We start from the raw sequence: 18,859 nt of genomic DNA on the forward strand, positions 1-18,859 counted from the left end.
AAAATATCGTGATTTCACAAGGCGGTGGCAAGGGCGCAGAGCGCCGCGATTTCGGAAATCTGCTGGGCGGCGCCGAGCGTGTCTCCGGTATGGCCGGCAAGCTTGCGGCGGATATAGAGCGTGAATGCGAGCACGGCGATGCCGGTTGCGAGCAGGCTGCAAACGAACGCCAGCAGACCGAATACCGGCCAGACGAGAAGGGCGGAAAAAAGGCAGCCGGTGACGAGGGCGAGGTGCATCGCACCTTCGTCGGGCCGACCGTACGAGGCGGCGAGCCCATCCTGCTTTGCGGGTGGAAGGCGGTGCCAGTGCCAGACAAGGGCGGCGCGGCTGAGACAAGCTGCCGCGGGAATCGCGAAGACGGCGGCAAGCGGCGGAACTTCGCGGGCAATGGCGGCAAGTGCGGAAGCTCGAAGCGCGATCGAGAGAACGAGCGCGATCGCGCCATAGCTGCCGATGCGGCTGTCCTTCATGATCGCAAGCGCATGGTCGCGGTCGCGGCCGCCGCCGATGCCGTCGACGGTATCGGAGAGCCCATCTTCGTGCAGGGCTCCGGTGACGATGATCTGGACGGCGAGCGCCACAAGCGCTGCCATCAGACGGTCGGCGCGCAGGCCAAGGAGGATGAGGAATACGGCGGCCGGGATGAGCCCGATCAGGATCCCTGCCAGCGGGAAGGCACGCACCGTGCGGCTCAACTTTGCGACGTCGCCGGAAAAAAGCCATTGCGGCACGGGAAAACGGCTCAGGAAAGCGACGGCTCGGACGGTGTCGAGCGCATAGGCCTTAATGTTCATGTCCCCCGCTTCGCGCATGGAAGGTGCGGCGCTTTTGATGTTGTGAGGCCTAACGGCTGCCGTTAATAGACTCGCCAAGAAAGAAGCCGATTTGCCGGAAAATGACAAGTTGGCTTGCATCAATGTTCCAGGAATACAAGGAATCTGCATCCATGAGCGTTTCAGGCCTGCCGTTCGACGATTTCCGTGCGCTGCTGCGCGATCTGCCGGGGCCGGATGCCCGGGCGCTGGTGGCCGCACGCGAGCGTGACGCGCAGCTGACCAAGCCGCCGGGCGCGCTTGGGCGCCTCGAGGAAATCGCCTTCTGGCTGGCGGCCTGGACGGGCAGGGCGCCGGCCGTCAACCGGCCGCTGGTCGCGATCTTCGCCGGCAATCACGGTGTAACGAGACAGGGAATTACGCCTTTCCCGCCAGCGGTGACCCAGCAGATGGTGGAGAACTTTGCCGCCGGTGGCGCAGCGATCAACCAGATCTGCGTCGCCTACGATCTCGGCCTGAAGGTCTTCGACCTGGCGCTCGACTATCCGACAGGCGATATCACGGAAGAAGCAGCGCTTTCCGAGCGCGACTGCGCGGCGACCATGGCCTTCGGCATGGAGGCGATTGCCGGCGGTACGGACCTGCTCTGCATCGGTGAGATGGGCATCGGCAACACGACGATCGCGGCGGCGATCAATTATGCGCTCTACGGCGGCTCGGCACGCGACTGGGTTGGCCCCGGAACCGGTTCGGAGGGCGCGATGCTGGAACGCAAGGTGGCTGCTGTCGAGCGCGCCGTGGAGCTGCACCGCGATCATCTGAACGATCCGCTGGAAATCATGCGCCGCCTCGGCGGCCGTGAGATTGCCGCGATGGCAGGCGCCATCCTTGCCGCGCGCGTCGAGAAGATCCCGGTCTTGATCGATGGCTACGTGGCGACGGCGGCAGGCGCGATCCTGCAAGCAGCCAATCCTTCGGCGCTCGACCACTGCCTGATCGGCCACGTCTCCGGCGAGCCGGGGCATCTCAGGGCGATCGAGATGCTCGGCAAGACGCCGCTTCTAGCGCTTGGCATGCGGCTTGGCGAAGGCACGGGGGCGGCACTTGCGGCCGGCATCGTCAAGGCGGCTGCGGCCTGCCATTCCGGAATGGCGACATTCGCCCAGGCTGGCGTCACCAACAAACACTGAGCATTTCAGTATTGGTGCGGGTTTTGCGACAGGTGCTTGCGGGCGGAACCGGGAACCGGTATTCGCATTTTTACTCATGGATGGCGGCTACGGCCGCCTAGACCGCAAGACGAGGGCGCCTTGACAAAACCTGCCGTAGGCAAGCTGACCGGTGTCAGCCATTTCTTTGCTGCCGCTGGGTATTCCTGGGCAGGCTTTCAGCGCCTGCTCAAGGAATCGGCCTTCCGGCACGAGCTGCTGTTCGCGGTTGTTTCGCTGGTGCTGCTCGCGGCCGCCGGTGCCTTTCTTTGGGAAATGATGATTGCCGTCGTGCTGTTCCTGATGCTCTTTGCCGTCGAGGCACTGAACACGGCGATCGAGGAAGTCATCGACCGCATCTCGCCGGAAATCTCGATGGTTGGCAAACACGCCAAGGATCTCGGTTCCTTCGCCGTGGTCTGCATGATCGGTGTCTGCGGGCTATACGTGCTCTTCACGATCGGCAGGCATCTGCTCGAATTCGTCTGACCCTAGGGTCCGGGCTCATAGCAAGCCGGCGGTGGTTGAGGCGGACGGCAACCCCTAGCCCAGAAGATTCAAAACCGCGAATTGCTCGGAGCGGAGATAACGAGTAGAATCTCGGACTTTAATTCGACCATAAGGAGTAGGCAATGAGCAGACTGTTGATACTGTCGGCTGGTGCCATCCTGGCACTGGCATCCGTAGCGTCCGCTGCGCCGGCTATGCAACCCCTCAAGATCTCCAAGGAATGCAGCCAGTACACCGGCGAGACCCCAAGCTTCTGCACCATTACGGAATCGAACCTCGCGGCGATCCCGGCGGGCTCCAAGATCTTCTACTATGGGCCGGTGACCGGCAGTCCCCTTTTCGGCAGCAGCACGGCGGTCATTACCGTCGGAAACGGAGACACGGCGGTCGGGTACTGCGTCACCTATGACACCGCCAGCCCGATGCAGGGAACCTGTGCGTTCCATGCAGGCAGCGGGGCGCTTGCCGGATTTCAGGCGGTCGTCAAGGTGACGGTCGACGACAAGCAGATCTATCACTGGGACGGAGGCTACCTACTTGGCGCCGTCGAGGCCTCCAAGTGAGAACGAAAGAAATGCTGCTCTCGTCTGGCTGTTTGACGTGAATTCGTGCCCTGACGGATAATCAGTAGGTGTGACAGGCGGCGAGGCAGACGGCCGCAGGGACGTTCGTCGCTGATCGATCGTACCGGGTGGCTTTCGGCGGAATGTTCGGCATCGTCACTTTGCCCTCGACCTTGTGGCGGATGGCATACAGGATCGGGCTCTTGGGCATCTGCTCCAGAAGCAGCTCGCCAGCCGTGCAACCGGCGATCTCGCCATCGGCCAAAAGGAAAGCGATTGGGCGGCACGGGCCGTCGGTCAGGGCGTGGATCTTCGTGGTTCGCCCGCCGGAACTGCCGCCAACGGAATCCGCTTTATGGGTCCGGACCCTAGGCGAAGCTCTTCCGCTTGCGGGAGACGGCTTGCGCTTCCTCGACGGCGGGCAGGCTCTGCAGCACGCGCTTGGCAGGCAGGATGGCGATCGCCTCGGTGCCTTCGCGCAGCTTCGATTTCAACACGAACTGGCCGTCATGCTTGGCAAGGATCGCCTGGACGATCGGCAGGCCGAGGCCGGTCCCCTGTTCGGCGCTCTTGATGGCAATCGAGCCCTGGCCGAAAGCGGAGAGAACGACGGGGATTTCATCCTCGGGGATGCCCGGGCCATTGTCCTTGATGGAGATGTACTGACCGCCGCCGGCCGTCCAGCCGACCTTGACATGGATTTCACCGCTCTTGGGCGTGAATTTCACCGCGTTGGAAAGGAGGTTGAGCACGACCTGACGCAATGACTTCTCGTCGGCCCACAGCGCCGGAAGCTCGGGTTCGAATTGCTGGGTAATGGAAATGTTCTTGCTGCCGGCGCGCAGCTGCACCATGCCGATGCAGTCTTCGACGATATGAAGAAGCGAGATCGCCTCTTCGGTGAGTTCGTATTTTCCGGCTTCGATGCGGGAGAGGTCGAGAATCTCGTTGATTAGATTCAAGAGATGCTGGCCTGAGCGGTGGATGTCGTCCGTATATTCCTTGTAGGTCGGGTTACTGAGCGGGCCCATGACCTCGGCGGACATGACCTCGGAAAAGCCGAGAATGGCGTTGAGCGGCGTGCGCAGCTCATGCGACATGGAGGCAAGGAAGCGCGACTTGGCAAGGTTTGCCTCTTCGGCGCGGCGGCGCGCTTCGTCGGACATGGATTTGGCGACTTCGAGCTCGGCGATCAGGTCGTCCTTCTCCGACTGGAAGGAGAGGATCTTCAGGTTCGACTGGAAGAGCCGGTCGCTGATGTAGTTGAAGAAGACCACCGTCGTGGTGAAGACGGCCGTGAGGCTCACCTCAAGCAGGTCGCGCGAGATGCCGGCCTTTGCGGCGAGGGCGACGACGGCGGGCGCGAAGGCAACGAGGACGGCAGGCGTCAGCATGAAATTCGCCATTGCCGTAACGGAAAGCGCGATCAGCAGCGTCGCGCCCTTATAGAGGATGAAGCCGGAAGGATCGCAGGCGCCGCAGTCTTGCATCGCAAAGATGGCCCAGCAGCAGCCGATCGTCAGCTGCCCGAGAAGCAGAATACGGCGCCATTTGCGCGTCGCCTCAGGGACTATCTCTTTCTTGCGGGCGCGGCGGACGAGATAGACGTTTGCCGCGTAGGTCGTCAGCGTCAGCAGGGTCCAAGGGAAAATTTGCGTGTTGCCGGTGTAGTAGAGGCCGAGCGCGGCAATGATGATGACGAAGAGCGGCATGATGGTCGCGCCCTGGATGAAGGCGCTCATATACATTCTGAGCACGTCGCGATCGAAGGCAGCTGCGGAGGAATGGCCGGATTGCAGCCGCTCACGCGTCTGCCGCACAGCCCTGGAGACAGGTTTGTTACGGTGACTGCGTGATTTGTCGACGATAATCTTATCGGTCGATGTGCTTACGCCGGTACTCATGTGCACTATGATACTTGATCCCTGGATCGTTCCAGCTTAACCGGCAATTCTTAATGAGTTGTTTGCCATTTTTGCCAAGGATTTGTTTTTGAAGGGGGCGAAAGCGTGGCGCGTGGTTTCAGAACGATACGCGACGGCGTGACGGCTTTCGCGATGCTCGCCCTGATCGGGCTGATTGCCGCGAAGCTCAACGACAAACCGGACACGGTGCATGCCGGGCAGTTTCATGCGGCCGACGGCGACAGCCTGACGATCGGTACCGAGCGCATGCGGCTGAAGGGCATCGACGCGCCGGAACTTAGCCAGAGCTGCGAGCGAGATGGCATGAACTGGGCTTGCGGGCGGCAGGCGAGAGAGACGTTGCAGGGGCTGGTCGCCTCGCGCGACACGCAATGCGGCGGCAGCGAGCGCGACCAGTATGACCGGCTGCTCGTAGTGTGTCGCAGCGGCGGTCTTGATATCAATGGAGAGATGGTTGTCAGAGGCATGGCCGTGTCATATGGCAGCTACGAGCAGGAGGAAGCGCGGGCGCGGTCACAAAGGGCAGGTCTCTGGTCGGGGACATTCGAGCGGCCGCGGGATGTCCGCCTTCACGAACGCGAGCAATCAGGCTTTGACGCTGCAAGACGCTTCATCGGACAGGTGACGGGATGGGAATGACAAGCGAGATGATGGCCGAAACGGAGATCGCAAGATTGCAGGGCGAGATTGCCCGCTGCCGCATCTGCCGTGATACGCCGCTGCGAGCAGGCGATCGGCTGCCGCACGAGCCGCGGCCGGTCGTGGTGATGTCGTCCACTGCGCGCATCCTGATTGCCGGGCAGGCACCAGGGCTCAGGGTGCACGAGAGCGGCATTCCCTTCAACGATGCCTCGGGCGACCGGCTGCGCGACTGGCTGCAGGTGGACCGGGAGACATTCTATGATCCCGGCCGGTTCGCGATCGTGCCGATGGGGTTCTGTTTTCCGGGCTACGACGCCAAGGGAAGCGACCTGCCGCCGCGGCGGGAATGCGCGAGCCTTTGGCGGCAGAGGGTCATCGATCAGATGCCGCAGATCGAACTGGTGCTGACCATCGGGCAATATGCCCAGGCATGGCATATGGGCAGCGCTCGCAAGCAGAACATGACCGAGACGGTGAAGGCGTGGCGCGAGGCGCTGTTTTCGAACCGCAGCCCGGCGGCCCTGCCGCTGCCGCATCCGAGCTGGCGCAACAGCGGCTGGCTGAAGCGCAATCCATGGTTTGAAGACGAGCTACTTCCGGTGTTGCGCAATCGCGTAAAGTTGCTCATTTCCTGAAACAAAATTCTTTTCGCATGCCGGAATCGGGTTATACAGAGAAAATAATTCGAAAGGGCTTTTCGCGTATGGACCGTCTCGACCGTAAGATACTGCGTCTGCTGCAAGAAGATTCGACATTGGCTGTCGCTGATCTCGCCAAGAAGGTAGGGCTTTCGACCACGCCATGCTGGCGCCGTATCCAGAAGATGGAAGAAGACGGCGTGATCAAGCGCCGCGTCGCCATTCTCGACCCGGAGAAGGTCAACACGAAGGTCACGGTTTTCGTCTCGATCCGCACGGCGACGCATTCGATCGAGTGGCTGAGACGCTTTTCCGAAGTGGTCGTGGACTTCCCGGAAGTGGTCGAGTTCTACCGTATGAGTGGCGATGTCGACTACCTGCTCCGGGTCGTGGTGCCGGATATCGCCGCCTACGACGCCTTCTACAAGCGGCTGATCGCCAAGATCGAGATTCGCGACGTCTCCTCCGCTTTCGCGATGGAGCAGATCAAGTATTCGACGCAGTTGCCGCTCGACTACATGATCCTGGATAACGCGAAGTCCAGCGAGGAGTGACTAGGTAAGCAGTAGCAGCAGGATGGGGCGCCTGCAGACGCGCCATTTCACACGATCATTTTTCCTGCATTAGGTAACAAAGACCACCAATTTGTTTGAATGGAATACTACTTCAAAACCACGGGACACGTTTAACGTCGGGCCTGATGGGGCGTCGCGGCCGTATGGCTTTGGGAAATCGGATGGGGCTATCAGCCACTGACGGCTTCCCATCCGATTTCCCGGGCCCTGGATTACGGCGCAATCATCTTGAGCGCTTCATCGGTCGTCCAAAGTCCGTTTGCCATATATCGGAAGTTGATCAATGCCGCCAGATTGCCGTCGCCCTCAGGTAACTTGGGCGCGGCTACGGCGTCTCGAATAACTGCGACTTCAAATCCTTCTTCAAGGAACTCGCGGAGATGCGATTCAACGCACATGTTGGCGAGCATCCCGGCAAGGACGATCTGGGTGACTCCCTGTTTGCGGAGCTGGAAGGAAAGGTCGTTTTGCTGCGGCCCGTACAGCTTGTGAGGCGAGGCGATAATAGTCTTGCCATCCTCTATGTATTTCTTGAACCGCGGCAGGAAGTCTGCCCCCGATCCCTCGAAACCCTCGAGTGTATAGGGACCTTTTCTATCGAATATGCCCAGCTCATGTTGGAAAATTTCGAGAGGTCCCTGCACCTGCCACGTGTAATCCCACTTGTAGTAGTGATGAGGCGATAGTGCGACGACCATTCCTGCCCGTTTTGCTGCGGCGAAGAGCTGATCAAGATGGGAAACGACATTGCGTTCGGTGACGGCTTCGCCCAGGACCGGCCAAGCAGTCCCTTCAGGGCTCATGAAGTCGTTCTGCGCGTCGATAACCACGAGCGCCGCCTTCGAGACGTCAAGTTTCATGTTCCCCTTGGTTAGTGCCGGTTTGACGGGGTCCTGGAAAAAATCGACAACCGGCTGCTCGGCCATAGAAGCGCCGGCTCCAGCGAGAATAACCGCGCCAGCGAGGATCGCTGTGCTCAGTCTCCGAATGATTTTCATTTCACGACGCAACATTTGACGTCTCCTATTGTCGATGTGTCAGACTTCCCGGGTCTTTTTGCGACGTTGCGGGACGATGCTTTTGCACTTCTTGCCTGCAATTGGTCGGGACCCTGTCTTCTTTTCGATGAGGGGTTTCAGGGTGAGGCGTTGATGCAGCATCCCGCATCGATCGCCCACGCTATTCCGGCGTCGGAGAGGCATTGAATATCTTCGTTTGCCGGTTGACAGTAACCCTATCGGCGCGGTCTGATGTTGCAAAGGACAATGATTCCGGGATTTCGGCCATGGCCCGCCACGTCGTTATACTTGTGTATCCGGGGTTCGTGTTGCTGGACCTCAGTGGCCCGATTGAGGCTTTATCGATTGCTAACCAGTTGTATGGAAAGAACTATCTGCTCACCGTAGCTTCGATTGGGGGTGGGTTGGTGCGCAGTTCCAGCGGAGTGGAGGTTGCAACTGAGCGATTGGAGCGCAAATCCACTGATACATTTATCGTCGCGGGGGCCTTGGGTCCGCCGGATGGGCCATGGGTGGGCGAAGTCGCCAGCGCCATTCGCGATGTGTCGACCTATGCACGCCGGACCGCTTGCATTTGCACGGGCGCGTTCCTGGTCGCCGAAAGTGGCCTCTTGAGCGGGCGATCCGCCACCACTCACTGGGCCTACGTGCAGAGACTGCAGGCCGAATACCCATCGCTTCGCGTTGACGGAGACCGGATATTTACCCACGACGATGGCGTATGGACGTCAGCTGGCATGACTGCGGGCATAGACATGACTCTTGCTTTGATAGAGGAGGATTTCGGCAGAGAGACTGCCCAGGCTGTCGCGCGTATGCTGGTGGTCTACTATCGCCGGCCCGGCGGCCAGTACCAATTCTCCTCACTGCTGGACCTCGATCCAGGATCATCGGATAAAATTCGTAAGGCGCTGCGTTTCGCTCGGGAGAATTTGACCGCAAACCTCACGGTTGAATATCTCGCCGAAGTTTGCGGCCTGAGCATACGGCAATTCAGCCGAGCCTTCGCTGCGGCCACCGGTATGACGCCGGCCAAGGCAATCGAACGACTGCGCGTAGAGGCGGCTCGCCCCCTGGTCGAAGACAGCCGGCAAACGCTCGACGAAATCGCTCGCCATGTAGGCTTCGTCGATCCCGATCGCTTGACGCAAAGCTTCCTCCGCATTACGGGGCACACGCCATCGGAATTGAGGCGGATGTGGAGACGAGCGCAATAACACCCCCTTCAACCGCCGGTAACGCAGGTATGACAATTGCCACCAAAATCGGGCAACGGGCCTGTAAACAGTTCTGACCAACCACCAACTCAAATGTGGAATCTGCAGCCGATTAAGCGGTACTCACGATACGGAGATTTTTCCGGCATCAGGTAGCCAAGGGTTTTTGCTAACTAATGCCGGACTTTCTCACTGAGGCGGTAAGCTCAATAATGCGGTGTTGTGGTTTCTGCTACCTAATGGTGCATTCTTCCAGACGGGCGAGCAGCGAGGACGTGTCCCAGCGATTGCCGCCCATGGCCTGAACGTCGCCGTAGAACTGGTCGACGAGGGCGGTGAGCGGCAACTTCGCGCCGTTGCCTCGCGCTTCCGCGAGCACGATGCCGAGATCCTTGCGCATCCAGTCGACCGCGAAGCCGAAGTCGTACTTGCCCTGGTTCATGGTCTTGTGGCGGTTTTCCATCTGCCAGGAGCCGGCTGCACCCTTGGAGATCACGTCGACGACCTTTTCGATGTCGAGGCCGGCGCGCTTGCCGAAATGGATGCCCTCCGCGAGCCCCTGGACGATGCCGGCGATGCAGATCTGGTTGATCATCTTGGTCAGCTGGCCGGCGCCGGCAGCGCCCATCAGGCCGACCATGCGGGCATAGGCGTCGATGACCGGCCTGGTTTTCTCGAAGACGGCTTCGTCGCCGCCGCACATGACGGTCAGAGCGCCGTTTTCCGCGCCCGCCTGGCCGCCGGAAACCGGGGCGTCGATGAAATCGCAGCCCTTCGCCTTGGCGGCTTCGTAAAGCTCGCGGGCGACCTCGGCGCTGGCGGTGGTGTTGTCGATCAGGACCGCACCCTTCTTCATGCCTTCCAGAACGCCGCCCTTGCCGGTGGTCACCGACCGCAGGTCGTCGTCATTGCCGACGCAGGTGAAGACGAAATCGGCATCCGCCGCAGCTTCGGCCGGCGTCGGGGCGGATTTGCCGCCGAATTTTTCCGCCCAGGCGGCAGCCTTTGCCGCGGTGCGGTTATAGACGGTGACGTCATGGCCGCCCTTCGTCTTCAAGTGACCTGCCATGGGAAAGCCCATGACGCCGAGACCGATGAACGCGACTTTTGCCATATGCCAGATCCTTCCTGTGAATTCCCGGCATGATTAGCCGAAAGCGCGGCGGCAGGAAAGCCGAAGCGGGGCGGTTCCGTTCGGCCGCAAGAGCTTGCGGGGGACTTAAGTTCCATTTTTGCTTCGAGCGCTGCCTCCTAAGAAAAGCAATAGCAAATCAAATTGTAATCGTCAGAATTTCCTCTGCGCGTAAACGTATTGCCGCCGGAGGATTCTTAGGTATATTTATTACTATATTAGAATATGCATTAAGTGTGAGCGAACATTGACGACGCAGACCGGGGGGATGTCGATGTCGGGGGGATCATACAGTCTTTGGCGTGGCCTGACGCGCGATGTCTTCGTCGCGCCTGCCGCAGTAAGCGCCGGCGAGACAGGCAGCGGGACCTGTGTCCAGCTAATTGCCGACGTAGGTGCATTGAGGGCCCTGGAACCTGCCTGGAGAGAGTTGGAACAGCGGGCGGTCGATTGCCATTTTACGCAAAGTTTCGATTGGTGCCGGCTCGGTTGGGAAGAACGGGTTTTTGAAACCGGAGATAAGCTGCACGTCGCGACCGTATGGCGGGCGGACGAGCTGGTTGCTGTCTGGCCATTTATCCAAAGGCGGCGCGGTCGAGTCCTCCGGATTGATCCGGTGAGTTGCGGGCTGAACGAAGAGTATGGCGATCCGTTGTTTGCAGCGGGTGAGGACACGCCGGAGACCTGTGCCGCTCTGCTGCGCGCTTTGACATCGGGCATCGACATTATGCATGTGCCCTTTCTTCGTGACGGTTCAAACATCCAGAAGGCGATTGAGGCGCGAAAGGCACTGAAATTCGCGGTTCCCATCGACGCCTTTGCGATTGATCGCCAGACCGCAGCAAATTTTGACGCCCTGATTGCCGGCTATCCGAAGAAACTGCGTGTCAATCTCAGAAGCGCGCGCAAGCGCCTCGGCGAGCTCGGAAAGGTTAGCTTCGAACTGCCTGACGGAGCCCGCGACCAAAGTGAAACGATCGACTGGATCTTGCAGCAAAAGCGCGCCTGGCTTCAGCGCAAGGACAAGTCAAGAGAGTGGTTCTTCAAGGAGGAGACTCAGCAATTCCTGCAAAGGGCGGCAACGATACGCAACGTGGTTGGCCGGCTGGGCTTGTTTGTGCTGAAGCTTGACGGCACGCCGGTGGCTGCCGTCATCAGTACGATCGACCGGCGGCGGATCGAAATGCATGTCACAACCTTCGACCCGGCCTACGCGCGTTTTTCCCCCGGTATGCTTCTTATCGAGGATATGGCGCGCTGGTGCTTTGAGCGAAATCTAAGCTTCGACATGCGCACCCTGAAAGCCGATTATAAAGAGCGCTGGGCCACATCGTCATCGAAGCGGGTCAGCTATTTTGCGGCGGTGAATGCGCGTGGCAGGGCGCACTTTGCGCCTGACCTCGTCAAGTTCACGCTGATCTCCTGGCTGGAGGCGCACCTTCAGCCGCGATACCTCACCTGGCTGAAGACGAGCGTAAAACGCGTCCTGCATCTTGTGGGACGCTAGTCGCAGGTTCCATTATTCGGAGGGCATTTCGTTGCGGATGCGCTCGGGAAGCTGTTTCTTGTAGGGATAGAACTTGAAGTAGGGCAGTGCCTCCTTCAGCACCCGTGCAAAGGACGGCCGCTCGAGCAGGCGCTCGTAATAGGCTTTAAGCTTCGGCTGGTCCTCGCCGAAAGGCACGAGTGTCTCGGCGTAGAAGAGGGCGGGTGCCGCGGCGCAATCGGCCATCGTGAAGCTGTCGCCGGTGATCCACTGATTGCTGCCCAGCTGCTGCTCGATCATGTCGTAGGCCGTCGCAAGCGTGCCGCGCGCCTCTTCGACGCCGTGCGGATCGTTCGCGCCATCCGGCCGCAGAGTATCGACGACGATTTTCTGCAGCGGCGTCTGAACGTAGAGATCGAAGAAGCGATCCCAGAGCCGGACGCGCAGCGCCCGATCGATATCATCCGGCAACAGGCGGATAGGACCGGGGTAATGCCGGTCGAGATATTCGATGATGATGCTCGTCTCCGGGATCGTGCTGTCCAGTGCCTCATCGCGCAGGATCGGCATCTTGCCGACCGGCCAGAAGCGGAAGAAGTCGGCCCGCGAGCTCTCGTCGGCGAGATCGACCAGGCGGTCTTCGAAAGGCGTGCCGTTTTCGTAAAGGGCGATCAGCACCTTGTGACAAAAGGAGGCGAGGGGGTGTCCGTAGAGAACGAGAGACATGCGTCGACCTTTCGGTGTCCGGAAACTTTGCTGAAGGGCTTTAGGAGATCAGTTCGCGCACAAGGATGCAAGGAGCAACTTACGGTTGGCAGGAGGCTCTACGAGATGGCAATGATCTCCAGCTCCTGTTCACCGACGCTGACCAGATCGCCGACAGCTTTGCCCATGAGAACCCTGGCTACCGGGGATGCGAAGGAAATCGATCCGGCCTTGGGATCCGCCTCGTCCTCTCCCACGATACGATAGGTCTGCACGCGCCCATCGTCACGGCTGAAGGTCACCGTGCTGCCAAAGGCAACGGTGTCGGATGAAGCCGGGTCGGGCACAAGCTGAGCCGTGCTAACTCTGGCCCCAAAGTAGCGCAGATCACGAAGGGGATTTGCTGCCTGCCGCCGCCGCTCGTTCACGTCTTCGATCGTGCTCGCAGCGCCGTAGGCCTCGCGCGCTTGTTGCAGCTGCAATTCCAGCGCCTTCAACCCCGCTTCCGTCACAAGGTTCGGGTGCGGCGAAATCGGACGGTCCGGGAGTAGGGTTTCCGAAGCAGTTTCGGCACTCTCTTCCTTGACGAAGGCGGTGCTCAATTTCAAACTCCATTTAGACGCGGGTGACGACGACAATCCGGCATTATACGATGGTTTTCGACGGGTGTCACAGGCAGACAGCCGCGCGTCTCTGGACCGTCGGCACGCCTGAGGATCCTTCAACAGCCGCGTCCCGGACCTGGATAAAAGGGACGCGCCGACAATGCGACGCAGCCACATAGCCGTGTTACGCGCGCTCACGAGCCATCATTCTGTTCGGCTCGATCGCGATCCGCCGCGCCGAGCGCCTGTACGGTAACGGCCGCAACCAGGCCGGTCAGCACAATGCCGCAAAGGCCGATCAGCAAGGCCAGTATCCGCGGGATGGCGTGCTTGGGCGTGACATCGCCATAGCCGATCGTCAATCCGGTGACGAAGGTGAAATACAGGGTTTCGCCGATTCGCCAGCTCTCGATCTGTCCGGCAACAATGCCGGATCCTACCATGACGACAAGGATCCCGGAAAAGATCGGCCACACTATGCGAACTTGCTGGAACAGCGCAGCGAAGAATAGCCGTCTCATTCGCTTCGATTGAGGCCGGGAGCTTGTGCGTATCGCCATGGTCTTCTGCCTTTCAGTTCATGCAAGTGTCTGCGGCCGTCTTTGCATGGGCTGCGCGCCACGAAAGATGGCTGGCGGTATTTCAGTCGCCATAGCCATCGTGATCCGTGGCCGGCATCGAATTTGGAAGGATCAATCGCGGCAGTTGCATCAAGATGGGGTTGCGGGAGGCAAGACAAACAAGGTGAACGCGAAGATCGCATAGAGGGCGAGCGCCATCACACCCGCATACCAAGCTCCACGCCCGCCATTCGACAAGAGAGTCGCAGCCATCGTGGCGACGATCATCATCGTAACCGCACCGCGCCAGAACTGGAGCGTCATGGGTTCCGGACCGATGAAATAGCTGACGAGCACCAGTACCGGCGCGACGAAGAGCGCAATCTGGGCGGCACTGCCCAATGCGACCGCGACACTGAGATCCAGGCGATTTGCACGGGCTGCCGAAAACGCGGTCGTCATTTCCGCGGCGGCCCCCACCAGAGCGACGACGATGAAGCCAACAAAAGCTGGCGTCAGCCCGAGATGTTCGGCGGCGACCTGGACTGAACCGACGAATATTTCGCTGATCACTGCGACCAGCAGCGTAACGACAACCAGCATGACGATACCAAGCGTGAGCGGCCAGGGTTTCTGGTCTTCCTCTCCGTGGCTGACGCTGGCGAAAAGCTCCCGGTGCGTCCTCAACGAAAACAACATGCCGAGCGCGTAGACGGCAACGAGAAGGATCGCCAATCCCAAGCTCAGCGTCTGGGAGACCTCAGGCGCTGGTGGTTGATCCACTTCGCTGATCAGCGACGGGACCAGAATGGCGATGGTCGCAAGGAATAGCAGGGAAGCCTGGAAGCGCGCATTGACCCTGTTGAATTCCTGCACGTGATGCTTGAGGCCGCCGAGCAGGAATGCGCCACCCAGCATGAACAGCGTGTTGGTGACAATCGCGCCGGCCAGCGATGCTTTGACCAGCAAATATTGCCCGGCCTGCAGAGCCGCGAGCGAGATCACGAGTTCGGTCAGGTTTCCGAGGGTGGCATTGAGCAGGCCGCCGACTGCATCTCCCGTCTTGGCGGCGACCGCTTCGGTTGCGCGGCTCAGAAGCGCAGCCAGGGGTACGATCGCTACGACCGAAAGGAGAAACAGCAAAGTGTGCGCATCGGGGGACGTCCGTTCCAGAAAAATGACGACGGGCACGAAAACGATGAGCGCAAGAATAGGTGCCTGGCGAACCTCGCCCAGGATGGCTCTGCCCACAGCGAAAGACGACGGCGTGACAGGAGTTCTTTCCTCAACATTGCCCATGCCCCTGCCTCCTGAACGGAGTGCCCGCAGCCAAAATTACCACTTTTAATGGTTGCTGTCGCGGGACTCCATCCCGGCTTCTGACCCCATCCCGTTGGCGCAAGACAACCGTCTCAAGACCTGCTTCAGGGCCATCAACGGTCACTTGGCGTCTGCAAGCTGCGCACCACGTCCGGTCCGTGTGAGCTAGCAGCCTCGCGCCAGGATCGTCAGCCGGCGAGGCGCGCGATGACCAGATGGCCGGGGCTCGGCTGGCCCTCCTGCATGCGGACGTTGATTTCGGTCACCTCTACGATGTCGAAGCCGGTCGCCGCCAGGCGGTCGCGAATATAGGTTTCGGCGTGCAGGAAGCGCTGGTGCGGGCCGACCATGTAGGAGGGGCCGTCTATGGCGTCGCCAGGGATCATCTCGGACGAGAAGATGAAGAGGCCGCCGGGCGTCATGTTTTCCGCCGCGCCGAAGAACAGCGGCTCGAGAGCGCCGAGATAGGGCAAGACATCGGTCGCGGTGATGAGGTCGAAGGGGTCTTCATCGTTGTCGTCGAGGAAGTCCTCGGCTTCAGCGACGAAGAGGGTTTCGTAGAGATCCTTCTCATGGGCGATCTCGACCATGTTTTCGGAAATGTCGATGCCCGTCATATCTTCGCAGAGATCGCGCAGCGTGCCGCCCGTCAGACCCGTGCCGCAGCCGAGGTCCAGCATGCGCTTGAAGGGCCCGAGCTTCAGCTCCTGCAGGCGCTGGCGGACCAGCATCGGCACATGATAGCTGAGCTGCTCGACAAGCACGTCCTCGAAGACTTCGGCGTGCTGGTCGAAGAGGGTTTCGACATAGGCGTCGGGCGCCTTGACCGGCGTTTCGCCGCGGCCCATCGAAGCGATGCGGACGGCAGCACCTCCGTGATCTTCGGGGTCGATCGCCAGCACTTCCTCATAGGCCTTTACCGCCGCGTCGAAATCGCCCGCCTTTTCGAGCGCAAGGGCGCGGTTATAGGCTTCTGCAAGCGCTTCTTCGTCGATTTTCTTTGCCATCGCCATACCTTTCGAATTGAGGCCTTTCGAATTGAGGCAAGCCTCTACGGCTGCTTGAAGTCTTTTGCAATGGCAGCCTTACAGGCGCAGAATGAATTGGAAATTCAATAATAAGAAAATGGAGGAAATGCCATGACGACGGATTTCAGCAAACGTGACTACGACGAGAGCGTCGTGAAGGGGCCATGGCCGCCGCTTCCGGCGAGCCAGGGCGAGATGACCAATACGCTCGCGCACTACTATCGCGGCGAAATGGGTCGGATGACGAGCTGGCGGGATCGCATCGACCGGACGTCGAATTGGGCAATCACCGTGGTCGCAGCTCTTCTCTCGGTCTCGCTGTCCACGCCGACATCGCACCATGGTGTGCTTCTGTTCGGAATGATGCTGATCACGCTGCTGCTGTTGATCGAGGCGCGGCGCTACCGCTTCTTCGACATCTACCGGGCTCGCGTCAGGCAGGTCGAGAAGAACTACTTCGCCCAGATACTGGCTCCGGAACCTGGTACCGGGCTCGATTGGGGCTCGGTGGTTGCACGCAGCCTGCGAAAGCCGAAATTCCTGCTCAGCTATACCGACGCCCTGCATCGCCGGCTGCAGCGGAACTATGGCTGGATGTATCTCATCATGCTGCTTGCCTGGGGCCTGAAGATCACGACGCCCAAGCTGCAGACCGAGGGCAACCCGCTGGTGCAGGCGCATTCCTGGTCATATGTCATCGACAATGCCGTGCTCGGGCCGCTTCCGGGCCTTGCAGTCATCGCAATCGTGGCGGCGTTCTATCTCGCCGTCCTCTACGGGGTGCTGCACCGCGAGCTCGACGAAGGTGAATACATCCACGGCGAGGCGCATGTGTAGAGTACGTGCAGCCGGCGTGATCAGTGCAGGATGAATTCGCCTTTCAGGGCGCGCCATTCGGTGGCCGAGATCAGCTTCCGGTGGATATAGCGCACCGAATGCAGCGGGCCATCCAGCTTCTCCTGCCAGAACTTCAGGAAGCCGCGCATCTCGGGAAAATCCGGAGCGAGGTCATATTCCTGCCAGATGTAGGTCTGGAGGATCGTCGGGTGGTCCGGCAGGTGGTAAAGGATCTGGGCCGTCGTCAGCCCATATCCGTTAAGCTGCTTTTCGAAGTCCTTGTTCATCTCTCAGTCTCGCTCTCATTCCCCTTCTTACGCCTATGAGCGTCGTATGAAATGGAAGCACGGCGTGGTTAACGCAAGCTTGACATATGAGAATAATAGGGCGATTCACTTGTGATTTCAAGAGCTTGGCAGCAGTGCATCGACAGTGCTGCCAAGCGATCAGCGCTTCAAGTGGCGCGTCAGGCGCCGTTCGATCCAGTTCCAGAAATGCCGGAGCGCCTCCACCATCGAAAGATAGAAGATCGCCGCCCAGAGATAGGTCTGGTAGTCGAAGGTACGAGAGAAGGCGTAACGTGTTTCACCCATGAGATCGAACACGGTGATGATGGCGACGACGGCCGAGCCCTTGATCAGCAGAATGATTTCGTTGCCGTAGGGGCGCAGCGCGACGATGAGCGCCTGCGGCAGCACAATCTTGCGGAAGGCGACGACCTTGTGAATGCCGAGCGCTGCCGCTGCCTCGTGCTGGCCGTGCGGAACGCTTTCGATGGCGCCGCGCAGGATTTCGGCCTGGTAGGCGGCGGTGTTGATCGTCATCGCGAACAGGCCGCAATACCAGGCGTCCCGGAAGAACCACCAGAGGCCCACAGCTTCGAGCTGCGGGCGGAAGCCGCCGAGGCCGTAGTAGATCAGGAACAGCTGCGCCAAAAGCGGCGTGCCGCGGAAAATGTAGACGTAGCAATAGGCAAGCGTGCTGAGGACCCTGTTCTCAGACATTCGCGCCAAGGCGAGCGGCAGCGACAGAACGGCGCCGCAGACGACGGATACCGAAACCAGGATGATCGTCGTCATCAGCCCATGCAGGTAGCGCGGCCCGTAGCGCGCGAACTCGGCCGGATCCCAATTGGAAACGACCATGTAGATCAGGAGTGCGGCAAGCAGCGCCCAGAGGTAGACGAGCAGCGTGCCAGCGATGCGCGCGACGGTTATGCGCTTTTTCAGTGCCTTGGGCGCAGGCTGCGGAGGGATGAGGGTTTCCGCGTAGCTCATCGGCGGACCTCCGAGCGCTTCGCCCAGCGTTCGATGTAGCTGAGTCCGACGGACGAGATGACCGCAAGCGCCAGATAGAGGCCGCAGGCGATGATATAGAAGAAAAACGCCTCTTTGGTCACGCGGACCGCAACGCCCGTCTGACGCAGGATGTCCGCCAGGCCGATGATGGAAACGTAGGACGTGTCCTTGAGCAGGATCATCCAGAGGTTCGTCAGGCCGGGCAGGGCGATACGGATAAGCTGCGGCAAGACTATGAGCCGAAGCGTACGGCCTTGATGAAGGCCGAGAGCATAGCCGGCCTCATACTGTCCCCGAGGGATGGCCCGGAAGGCCGAAAGCAGCACTTCGGAACAATAGGCGGAAAAGACCACCGACAGCGCGATCATGCCGGCGATGAAGGCATTGATCTCAATGCGCTCCTCATAGCCGAAGTATGCAAGGATCGACTGGATCAGGATCTGCATGCCGTAATAGATGATGAAGAGGGTCAGAAGTTCGGGCAGACCGCGGAAGATGGTGGTGTATATTCCAGCGGCAAGGCGCACGGACCGTTCTTCCGACTGCTGGCCGAGCGCGACCAAAAAGCCGATGACGAGGCCGACCGGCAGCGTCAACAGCGCCACGCTGACGGTGGTTTTCAGACCGAGAGCGATCTCGTCGCCCCAGCCGGTGTCGCCGCAGGCGAGAATCGTCGATTGGCCGAACCAAGTGAAAACGCCGGCGGGTCCGCACAGCGGATCGACGATATATCCTATCCAAGCCCAGAACGAGCCCAGCGCGGAAAACAATCCGCTCATGCCAGTTTTCCCCTCACGGCTTAAGCCGTTTTTCTC

21 protein-coding genes and 1 pseudogene are annotated in these 18,859 nt (G+C 60.1%); 9 read left to right on the forward strand and 13 right to left on the reverse strand.

From position 1 onward, the window contains the following. Positions 1 to 14: 14 nt before the first annotated feature. Entirely contained in the window at positions 15 to 797 is a 783-nt protein-coding gene (locus tag ACPYOJ_RS02735) for an adenosylcobinamide-GDP ribazoletransferase (RefSeq protein WP_481414885.1), read from the reverse strand. A 152-nt stretch (positions 798 to 949) separates the two neighbouring features. Between ACPYOJ_RS02735 and cobT the strand changes: the two genes are divergently transcribed. The 3 genes from cobT (at position 950) to ACPYOJ_RS02750 (ending at position 3,057) form a co-directional block, all read left to right on the forward strand. Beyond that, positions 950 to 1,966, forward strand: a complete 1,017-nt coding sequence (cobT, locus tag ACPYOJ_RS02740) for a nicotinate-nucleotide--dimethylbenzimidazole phosphoribosyltransferase (protein ID WP_481414886.1) — start codon at positions 950 to 952, stop codon at positions 1,964 to 1,966. Between the two features lie 120 nt (positions 1,967 to 2,086). Beyond that, a complete protein-coding gene (locus ACPYOJ_RS02745) occupies positions 2,087 to 2,473 on the forward strand; it encodes a diacylglycerol kinase (RefSeq protein WP_481414887.1) in 387 nt (128 codons plus the stop codon). 143 nt (positions 2,474 to 2,616) lie between these two features. Continuing rightward, positions 2,617 to 3,057, forward strand: a complete 441-nt coding sequence (locus ACPYOJ_RS02750) for a hypothetical protein (RefSeq protein ID WP_168831045.1) — start codon at positions 2,617 to 2,619, stop codon at positions 3,055 to 3,057. A gap of 61 nt (positions 3,058 to 3,118) precedes the next feature. On the opposite strand, the pseudogene ACPYOJ_RS02755 reads toward ACPYOJ_RS02750, so the two are convergent. Both ACPYOJ_RS02755 and ACPYOJ_RS02760 read right to left on the reverse strand, forming a co-directional pair. Continuing rightward, positions 3,119 to 3,412, reverse strand: a pseudogene (locus ACPYOJ_RS02755) (transposase family protein); the annotation flags it as partial. Positions 3,413 to 3,425: 13 nt separating this feature from the next. Next, a complete protein-coding gene (locus ACPYOJ_RS02760; RefSeq protein ID WP_481414888.1) occupies positions 3,426 to 4,961 on the reverse strand; it encodes a sensor histidine kinase in 1,536 nt (511 codons plus the stop codon). Positions 4,962 to 5,066: 105 nt separating this feature from the next. Here ACPYOJ_RS02760 and ACPYOJ_RS02765 point away from each other — a divergent pair, with 105 nt between their 5' ends. From ACPYOJ_RS02765 to ACPYOJ_RS02775, 3 genes are all read left to right on the forward strand, one after another. After that, the gene (locus tag ACPYOJ_RS02765; protein WP_481414889.1) at positions 5,067 to 5,621 is read left to right on the forward strand and encodes a thermonuclease family protein; all 555 of its coding nucleotides are present in this window, start codon (positions 5,067 to 5,069) and stop codon (positions 5,619 to 5,621) included. Beyond that, complete coding sequence (locus ACPYOJ_RS02770; RefSeq protein WP_481414890.1) at positions 5,618 to 6,259, forward strand: uracil-DNA glycosylase family protein; 642 nt, start codon at positions 5,618 to 5,620, stop codon at positions 6,257 to 6,259. The genes ACPYOJ_RS02765 and ACPYOJ_RS02770 overlap by 4 nt, the downstream gene beginning before the upstream one ends. A gap of 68 nt (positions 6,260 to 6,327) precedes the next feature. Beyond that, a complete protein-coding gene (locus tag ACPYOJ_RS02775) occupies positions 6,328 to 6,816 on the forward strand; it encodes an Lrp/AsnC family transcriptional regulator (protein WP_481414891.1) in 489 nt (162 codons plus the stop codon). Positions 6,817 to 7,049: 233 nt separating this feature from the next. Here the strand turns inward: ACPYOJ_RS02775 and ACPYOJ_RS02780 are convergent, their stop codons facing one another. Beyond that, positions 7,050 to 7,850: a cysteine hydrolase family protein gene (locus ACPYOJ_RS02780; protein WP_481414892.1), complete on the reverse strand. Its 801-nt coding sequence runs from the start codon at positions 7,848 to 7,850 to the stop codon at positions 7,050 to 7,052. A gap of 272 nt (positions 7,851 to 8,122) precedes the next feature. Here ACPYOJ_RS02780 and ACPYOJ_RS02785 point away from each other — a divergent pair, with 272 nt between their 5' ends. After that, a complete protein-coding gene (locus ACPYOJ_RS02785; protein WP_481414995.1) occupies positions 8,123 to 9,073 on the forward strand; it encodes a GlxA family transcriptional regulator in 951 nt (316 codons plus the stop codon). A gap of 232 nt (positions 9,074 to 9,305) precedes the next feature. Here the strand turns inward: ACPYOJ_RS02785 and ACPYOJ_RS02790 are convergent, their stop codons facing one another. Then, on the reverse strand, positions 9,306 to 10,196 hold the full coding sequence (locus tag ACPYOJ_RS02790) for an NAD(P)-dependent oxidoreductase (protein ID WP_481414996.1): 891 nt from the start codon (positions 10,194 to 10,196) through the stop codon (positions 9,306 to 9,308). Positions 10,197 to 10,479: 283 nt separating this feature from the next. On the opposite strand from ACPYOJ_RS02790, the gene ACPYOJ_RS02795 reads away from it, so the two are divergent. Then, positions 10,480 to 11,712 (forward strand): GNAT family N-acetyltransferase, encoded by a 1,233-nt coding sequence (locus ACPYOJ_RS02795; protein WP_481414893.1) that lies wholly within the window; start codon positions 10,480 to 10,482, stop codon positions 11,710 to 11,712. 12 nt (positions 11,713 to 11,724) lie between these two features. Here ACPYOJ_RS02795 and ACPYOJ_RS02800 read toward each other — a convergent pair whose 3' ends face one another. The 5 genes from ACPYOJ_RS02800 to ACPYOJ_RS02820 all read right to left on the reverse strand — a co-directional run bounded on the left by ACPYOJ_RS02800 (position 11,725) and on the right by ACPYOJ_RS02820 (position 15,888). Next, complete coding sequence (locus ACPYOJ_RS02800) at positions 11,725 to 12,417, reverse strand: glutathione S-transferase family protein (protein WP_481414894.1); 693 nt, start codon at positions 12,415 to 12,417, stop codon at positions 11,725 to 11,727. A gap of 98 nt (positions 12,418 to 12,515) precedes the next feature. Continuing rightward, positions 12,516 to 12,998, reverse strand: coding sequence for a transcription elongation factor GreA (gene greA, locus ACPYOJ_RS02805; protein ID WP_481414895.1), 483 nt, complete (start codon positions 12,996 to 12,998; stop codon positions 12,516 to 12,518). A 197-nt stretch (positions 12,999 to 13,195) separates the two neighbouring features. Next, positions 13,196 to 13,522, reverse strand: a complete 327-nt coding sequence (locus ACPYOJ_RS02810; RefSeq protein ID WP_168831055.1) for a potassium channel family protein — start codon at positions 13,520 to 13,522, stop codon at positions 13,196 to 13,198. Between the two features lie 189 nt (positions 13,523 to 13,711). Then, positions 13,712 to 14,860, reverse strand: coding sequence for a calcium/proton exchanger (gene cax, locus ACPYOJ_RS02815; protein WP_481414896.1), 1,149 nt, complete (start codon positions 14,858 to 14,860; stop codon positions 13,712 to 13,714). A 209-nt stretch (positions 14,861 to 15,069) separates the two neighbouring features. Beyond that, entirely contained in the window at positions 15,070 to 15,888 is an 819-nt protein-coding gene (locus ACPYOJ_RS02820) for a class I SAM-dependent methyltransferase (protein WP_481414897.1), read from the reverse strand. Positions 15,889 to 16,020: 132 nt separating this feature from the next. Here ACPYOJ_RS02820 and ACPYOJ_RS02825 point away from each other — a divergent pair, with 132 nt between their 5' ends. Then, positions 16,021 to 16,746, forward strand: a complete 726-nt coding sequence (locus ACPYOJ_RS02825) for a DUF2270 domain-containing protein (protein ID WP_168831058.1) — start codon at positions 16,021 to 16,023, stop codon at positions 16,744 to 16,746. A gap of 20 nt (positions 16,747 to 16,766) precedes the next feature. Here ACPYOJ_RS02825 and ACPYOJ_RS02830 read toward each other — a convergent pair whose 3' ends face one another. The 3 genes from ACPYOJ_RS02830 to ACPYOJ_RS02840 form a co-directional block, all read right to left on the reverse strand. After that, the gene (locus tag ACPYOJ_RS02830) at positions 16,767 to 17,033 is read right to left on the reverse strand and encodes an usg protein (protein ID WP_481414898.1); all 267 of its coding nucleotides are present in this window, start codon (positions 17,031 to 17,033) and stop codon (positions 16,767 to 16,769) included. Between the two features lie 159 nt (positions 17,034 to 17,192). Beyond that, complete coding sequence (locus ACPYOJ_RS02835) at positions 17,193 to 18,023, reverse strand: ABC transporter permease (protein ID WP_168831060.1); 831 nt, start codon at positions 18,021 to 18,023, stop codon at positions 17,193 to 17,195. Continuing rightward, a complete protein-coding gene (locus tag ACPYOJ_RS02840; protein ID WP_481414899.1) occupies positions 18,020 to 18,823 on the reverse strand; it encodes an ABC transporter permease in 804 nt (267 codons plus the stop codon). The genes ACPYOJ_RS02835 and ACPYOJ_RS02840 overlap by 4 nt, the downstream gene beginning before the upstream one ends. Positions 18,824 to 18,859 lie beyond the last annotated feature (36 nt).

This window comes from Rhizobium sp. SVR5-9E, from assembly GCF_056755095.1.

What these genes read in the sequence shown, in the direction of transcription:
- cax (WP_481414896.1), bottom strand. Translation starts at nt 14,860, where the DNA reads ATGGGCAATGTTGAGGAAAGAACTCCTGTCACGCCGTCGTCTTTCGCT.
- ACPYOJ_RS02775 (WP_481414891.1), top strand. Translation starts at nt 6,328, where the DNA reads ATGGACCGTCTCGACCGTAAGATACTGCGTCTGCTGCAAGAAGATTCG.
- ACPYOJ_RS02830 (WP_481414898.1), bottom strand. Translation starts at nt 17,033, where the DNA reads ATGAACAAGGACTTCGAAAAGCAGCTTAACGGATATGGGCTGACGACG.
- ACPYOJ_RS02795 (WP_481414893.1), top strand. Translation starts at nt 10,480, where the DNA reads ATGTCGGGGGGATCATACAGTCTTTGGCGTGGCCTGACGCGCGATGTC.
- ACPYOJ_RS02770 (WP_481414890.1), top strand. Translation starts at nt 5,618, where the DNA reads ATGACAAGCGAGATGATGGCCGAAACGGAGATCGCAAGATTGCAGGGC.
- ACPYOJ_RS02835 (WP_168831060.1), bottom strand. Translation starts at nt 18,023, where the DNA reads ATGAGCTACGCGGAAACCCTCATCCCTCCGCAGCCTGCGCCCAAGGCA.
- ACPYOJ_RS02840 (WP_481414899.1), bottom strand. Translation starts at nt 18,823, where the DNA reads ATGAGCGGATTGTTTTCCGCGCTGGGCTCGTTCTGGGCTTGGATAGGA.
- ACPYOJ_RS02780 (WP_481414892.1), bottom strand. Translation starts at nt 7,850, where the DNA reads ATGTTGCGTCGTGAAATGAAAATCATTCGGAGACTGAGCACAGCGATC.
- ACPYOJ_RS02750 (WP_168831045.1), top strand. Translation starts at nt 2,617, where the DNA reads ATGAGCAGACTGTTGATACTGTCGGCTGGTGCCATCCTGGCACTGGCA.
- ACPYOJ_RS02785 (WP_481414995.1), top strand. Translation starts at nt 8,123, where the DNA reads ATGGCCCGCCACGTCGTTATACTTGTGTATCCGGGGTTCGTGTTGCTG.
- ACPYOJ_RS02810 (WP_168831055.1), bottom strand. Translation starts at nt 13,522, where the DNA reads ATGAGACGGCTATTCTTCGCTGCGCTGTTCCAGCAAGTTCGCATAGTG.
- ACPYOJ_RS02760 (WP_481414888.1), bottom strand. Translation starts at nt 4,961, where the DNA reads ATGAGTACCGGCGTAAGCACATCGACCGATAAGATTATCGTCGACAAA.
- ACPYOJ_RS02735 (WP_481414885.1), bottom strand. Translation starts at nt 797, where the DNA reads ATGAACATTAAGGCCTATGCGCTCGACACCGTCCGAGCCGTCGCTTTC.
- ACPYOJ_RS02800 (WP_481414894.1), bottom strand. Translation starts at nt 12,417, where the DNA reads ATGTCTCTCGTTCTCTACGGACACCCCCTCGCCTCCTTTTGTCACAAG.
- ACPYOJ_RS02820 (WP_481414897.1), bottom strand. Translation starts at nt 15,888, where the DNA reads ATGGCAAAGAAAATCGACGAAGAAGCGCTTGCAGAAGCCTATAACCGC.
- ACPYOJ_RS02825 (WP_168831058.1), top strand. Translation starts at nt 16,021, where the DNA reads ATGACGACGGATTTCAGCAAACGTGACTACGACGAGAGCGTCGTGAAG.
- cobT (WP_481414886.1), top strand. Translation starts at nt 950, where the DNA reads ATGAGCGTTTCAGGCCTGCCGTTCGACGATTTCCGTGCGCTGCTGCGC.